This is a genomic window from Streptomyces niveiscabiei (assembly GCF_001419795.1).
Taxonomy (GTDB): Bacteria; Actinomycetota; Actinomycetes; order Streptomycetales; family Streptomycetaceae; genus Streptomyces; species Streptomyces niveiscabiei.
Genome location: NZ_LIRL01001075.1, coordinates 1 through 2,335 on the forward strand (window position 1 = coordinate 1; position 2,335 = coordinate 2,335).

A 2,335-nucleotide genomic window follows, 5' to 3' on the forward strand; every position below is an offset into this window, starting at 1 on the left:
GGGTCCGCGTCGGCTGAGCCGTCCCGGTCTGCCGAGGGGGCTTCGGAGGCTGCGCGGGTCGTCGGGGGCTCGGGTTCGGCCGGGGCTGAGGGGCGGGGCGCGGGAGGTTCCGGCCGTGCGGTCGGCGATGACCGTGGCCTTGACGACGGTGTCTCCGACGGCGGCCGTGCTTCTGGCAGCGGCGGTGTTTCCGGCGGCGACCGGGCTTCCCGTGACGCGAGCGGGCGCGGCACTCGTGATGTTGTCGAGGCCGGGAGCGGCGTAGGTGTCGACTCCCCGGAGGGGGCGCGGGCGCCTCGTGGGGCCAAGGTCGTCGCTGCCGCCGTCAACCAGGCGAGTGTGTGGAACATCGCCAATCTGCTGACGATGCTGCGGCTGATCCTCGTCCCCGGGTTCGTCGCGCTGATGCTGGCCGACGGGGGGTACGACCCGGCGTGGCGCTCGCTCGCCTGGGCCGCCTTCGCCGTGGCCATGATCACCGACGTGTTCGACGGGCACATCGCGCGGACGTACGACCTCGTGACCGACTTCGGGAAGATCGCGGACCCCATCGCCGACAAGGCGATCATGGGGGCGGCGCTGATCTGTCTGTCGGCGCTCGGGGATCTGCCGTGGTGGGTGACGATCGTGATCCTGGGCCGGGAACTCGGTGTGACGCTGCTTCGTTTCTGGGTCATCCGGTACGGAGTGATCCCCGCGAGCCGCGGGGGGAAGATGAAGACCCTCACCCAGGGCGTGGCCGCCGGCATGTACGTCCTGGCGCTGACGGGGTGGCTGGCCACCCTGAGGTTCTGGGTGATGGCTGTGGCGGTCGTCCTGACCGTCGTGACGGGGCTGGACTACGTAAGACAGGCCATTGTGTTGCGGCGCGAGGGAATCGCCGCCCGCAAGGCCGCGCTGGAGGAGACGGAAGCGTGAGTTCCACGGCCACTGACGTGGTGCGACTACTGACGGTGAGGGGTGAGGTGCTGGCCGTCGCCGAGTCGCTGACCGGTGGCCTGGTGGCGGCGGAGATCACTGCGGTCCCGGGCGCGTCCAAGGCGTTCCGGGGTTCGGTCACGGCGTACGCGACGGAGCTGAAGCGCGAGGTGCTGGGCGTCGACGCGCAGCTGCTGGCCGCGCGCGGCGCGGTGGACGCGCAGGTCGCGGCCCAGATGGCGGCCGGCGTCCGCAAGGCGCTCGGCGCCGACTGGGGCATCGCGACGACCGGCGTCGCCGGCCCCGACCCGCAGGACGGCCAGCCCGTGGGGACCGTCTTCGTCGCGGTGGACGGGCCGTTCGGCCCTGGTTCCGGTTCCGCCTCTGGCGGAAAAGTGAAGGCCCTGCGGTTGAACGGCAGCCGTGCGGAAATTCGTAGAGAGAGTGTACGGAGCGTACTCGCACTGCTCCTTCAGGAGCTTGCGGGCGAACAGACCGGGAATGAGCGGGCACAGGATACGGAACAGAACGGGGGGTTTTGATGTTTGCAGCCCTGAGTGAACACGACATCGCTCCCCGCACGGCCGCGGCGCTAGGCGGTACGGTGGGGCGAGAAGGATGCGGCTACGCGGTCCGAGGAGGGAGCCACCGATGATTCTGCTCCGTCGCCTGCTGGGTGACGTGCTGCGTCGGCAGCGCCAGCGCCAGGGCCGTACTCTGCGCGAAGTCTCCTCGTCCGCCCGAGTATCGCTCGGCTATCTCTCCGAGGTGGAGCGGGGGCAGAAGGAGGCATCCTCCGAGCTGCTCGCCGCGATCTGCGACGCGCTGGACGTACGGATGTCCGAACTCATGCGGGAAGTGAGCGACGAACTCGCCCTCGCCGAGCTGGCCCAGTCCGCTGCGGCCACCCCCAGCCAGCCCGTACCGGCCCCGGTGCGTCCGATGCTGGGTTCCGTCTCGGTGGCCGGTGTGCCTCCGGAGCGGGTGACCATCAAGGCGCCCGCCGAGGCGGTGGACGTGGTCGCCGCCTGACGGCTGTCTGTCCGCGTGAACCCCGGCCGGGGCGGTCCCGGCCGGGGTTCACGTGTGTCTGACGGGGCCCGTGTGCGGTTCCGTTTGCCGGGTACCCAGGGTGCGGGCATCGTGAGAGAGCCTGAGCCCCGTACCGGAGGTCTACGGATGTACGTCGTGAAAAGCCCGCTGTCCGACGCCGATCTGCGGATCGTCGGGAGTGCCCTGCAAGGGGCCCTCGTCGACCTGATCGACCTCTCGCTGGTCGCCAAACAGGTCCACTGGAACGTCGTGGGGCCGCGCTTCCGCTCCGTCCACCTCCAGCTCGACGAGGTCGTCGACGTGGCCCGGCTGCACTCCGACACGGTCGCCGAGCGGGCCTCCGCGCTCGGCGACCGTGTCGGAG

Annotated in this window: 4 protein-coding genes; all 4 read left to right on the top strand. The window is 70.6% G+C overall.

Annotated elements, in window-relative coordinates; all coding sequences use genetic code 11:
- Nucleotides 1-918: CDP-diacylglycerol--glycerol-3-phosphate 3-phosphatidyltransferase (gene pgsA, locus AOK24_RS39980; RefSeq protein WP_240554349.1), on the top strand; the 918-nt coding region annotated here is incomplete at its 5' end.
- On the top strand, nucleotides 915-1,460 hold the full coding sequence (locus AOK24_RS39985; protein WP_055724820.1) for a CinA family protein: 546 nt from the start codon (nucleotides 915-917) through the stop codon (nucleotides 1,458-1,460). The genes pgsA and AOK24_RS39985, both read left to right, overlap by 4 nt.
- Nucleotides 1,461-1,569: 109 nt before the next feature.
- Complete coding sequence (locus tag AOK24_RS39990) at nucleotides 1,570-1,950, top strand: helix-turn-helix domain-containing protein (RefSeq protein WP_055724821.1); 381 nt, start codon at nucleotides 1,570-1,572, stop codon at nucleotides 1,948-1,950.
- Between the two features lie 147 nt (nucleotides 1,951-2,097).
- Nucleotides 2,098-2,335: Dps family protein (locus AOK24_RS39995; protein WP_276206892.1), on the top strand; the 238-nt coding region annotated here is incomplete at its 3' end.

Bases quoted from the DNA above. Each gene is read 5' to 3' on its own strand.
- AOK24_RS39990 (WP_055724821.1), top strand. From the start codon at position 1,570: ATGATTCTGCTCCGTCGCCTGCTGGGTGACGTGCTGCGTCGGCAGCGC.